Below are 2,320 nucleotides of genomic sequence, written 5' to 3' on the forward strand. Positions count from 1 at the left end.
GCAGTAGCTAACCCCGTGTACGAGCGCGATGAACACGCCCCATTTGCGAGCCCGAAAGATCGCCGAGCCGTAGAAAAGTATCGTCGCGCACACGGCTGCGGCCGCGACAAGATAGCTAGCTAAAAAGCTAATATGCTCGGAAAACGAGAGTACGAGCAGATAAAATAGCACATCAGCGGCTCCGATGAGTAGATACTGGATCGGATGGATGCGGACGCGGCTGTAAATTTCGCACAAAAATATCGCCAAAAACGGCACCGCTAAAAACAAGATCGCGTAGGTCACGCAGCGCGCGATGAGCGAGTAGTTGTTTACGGGGCTGATGAAGCTAGCCTCGACGCTCTCCAGCATCTCGCGCCTGCCGTCCATGATCCACGCCTGTGGAACGCCGGTGCTAAGGCCCGAGATCTCCCACTGCGCGTTAAAGCCGCTGCTCGTAACTTCGCGAGATTTCGGCAGCCACCCGCCGCTAAAAGACGGCGAGCTCCACGAGGATTTTACGTCAAATTTATTATCCTGCCCGACGGGAACGAAGCTCGCGCTCTGCCCGCCCTGCATAGATAGCGCGCCCGCTAGCTCAAAGCCGCCGTTTGCTAAATTTGCGGGTAGCTTGTAGTGGACGCTTTGGGTAAAGGGCGAGTATTTAGGCGGCGCAAAAGACTGCGCGAGATCTTGCCCGTTTGCTTTTAGCGCGGGAAACGCGGTAAAGGTCTTTTTGCTGCCCACGCCTAAAATCAGCGTCGCCTCGCCTAGCAAAACGTCGCTTTCTGCGATATTTAGCTGCTCGAAATTTAGCGGCGCAAATTTGGCTTTTAGCGCGACGTCGCCGTTAAAAACGGGCACGCTAAAGATACCGCGCTTTAGATACTGCGGATTTAGCTGGGTCGATAGCTCATAAGACTGCGGCGCTATCATGATCTGCTCGGTAGTCTGCGATACCGTAGGTACGCCGTTTTCGTTATAGACGGCCGCTTGTTTTTTGTACGGCACCGAGATCAAAACGCCCTCGATCCTAAGCGGGCCGCCGACTGGCTGCATGATGGACTCCTCGGCGCTTTGCTTGACGTAGGCGCGGTCAGAGATCATCGAGCTGATGAAACCTAGCGGGATAAGCAGCAGCAAAAGCAAGACGAAAATGATGACGGGCTTCGTCCAAAAGCCACCTCTGACGCTATCCATGATTTTGTTTTCCATTGGATTTCCTTTTGATTTTTTTCACTGCGATTTTAACTAGAAATCGTAATAAATCGGTAAGAAAGGTTGTAAATTTAGAGCAAATTTGACGATAAATTTAGCCGCACCGCAAGCTGCGCTTTCTAAGATAGCTATAAATCCAAGCTCCAAGCAACAAAACTACCGCGAGGCAATACATATAAAAGGCCGCGCCGTTTTCATACTCCACGTCCTGCGCAGTAAAAATAGACTGCGACATCTCGGGGTTTCGCGCCGCCTCGTCCGCGATCTGCGCCATCACCTCATCATCATGCACGTCTAGCGTGATCTTTCGCAGATCGATGAAATTCGTCCGCTTATCCAGATGCCTGCCGCTGCGACCCGTGACGTAAACGCTATGCGAGTAAAAATTTAGATAATAAAATCCCGCGTCGTCTTTCAAAAGCTTTTCCGAGATCTGCCGCACGGCGCCTTTAAACGGATTATCTCCCGCCCTTTTTAGCGCGCTTAGCCGGCTGGCGTCTGCGCCAAATTTATAATAAACGTACCAAAATGCGTCCTTGAGTCGGCCCTCGGTACCGCTGCTGCGCGGACGATTTAAAATTTTATCCTTGCTTAGATAAAATATGCCGTTTTTGCTCGCAAACAGCATGTATTCCTGATGGCCGGAGCGAAAATTTAGCGGCGTATAGGGCTCGTTTGCAGCCTCAAACCTCTCGCCGTCCATAAACACCGCGCCCGTAGCGGGATCAAAAAGAAACTCTATGCCGGCGTTTGGCTCCACGAGATACATCTGCTCGCTAGGCGTGAAATTTAGCCTCTCGCCGCCTTTATAAACGCTGCGTCCGTCGCTCAGCCAATTATCGATCAGGCGAAAGTGCGCGGGCAGCTCGGGGCCGTCTTCGTATATGATTTTTCGCCTTATCTGTTTTAGATTTTTTGCGTCCGCGCCCGCTAAAATTTTACCCTCGTAAAATACCCGCTCGCCGTCCGTGGCGACGTAAGGGCTGTCCGTCAGAGGCGAGATGGGCGCGCTAGTATCCAGCCTCGCGTATGGGTAGTTGTACTCCTGCGGCCATTTGGAGAGCCCAAAGGCGTGGAAAAATACCTTGTAAATGTAGCTTATCGCGCCGCCCGTGCGCTGCGT

Annotated in this window: 2 protein-coding genes; both read right to left on the reverse strand. The window is 52.3% G+C overall.

The window, feature by feature from the left end:
- On the reverse strand, positions 1–1,194 hold a 1,194-nt coding region (gene creD / locus Q0338_RS02440), incomplete at its 3' end, for a cell envelope integrity protein CreD (RefSeq protein WP_298085373.1).
- Between the two features lie 97 nt (positions 1,195–1,291).
- The coding region (locus tag Q0338_RS02445; protein ID WP_298085374.1) for a hypothetical protein at positions 1,292–2,320 on the reverse strand (1,029 nt) is incomplete at its 5' end.

It is taken from the genome of uncultured Campylobacter sp. (assembly GCF_938018145.1).
GTDB lineage: Bacteria > Campylobacterota > Campylobacteria > Campylobacterales > Campylobacteraceae > Campylobacter_A.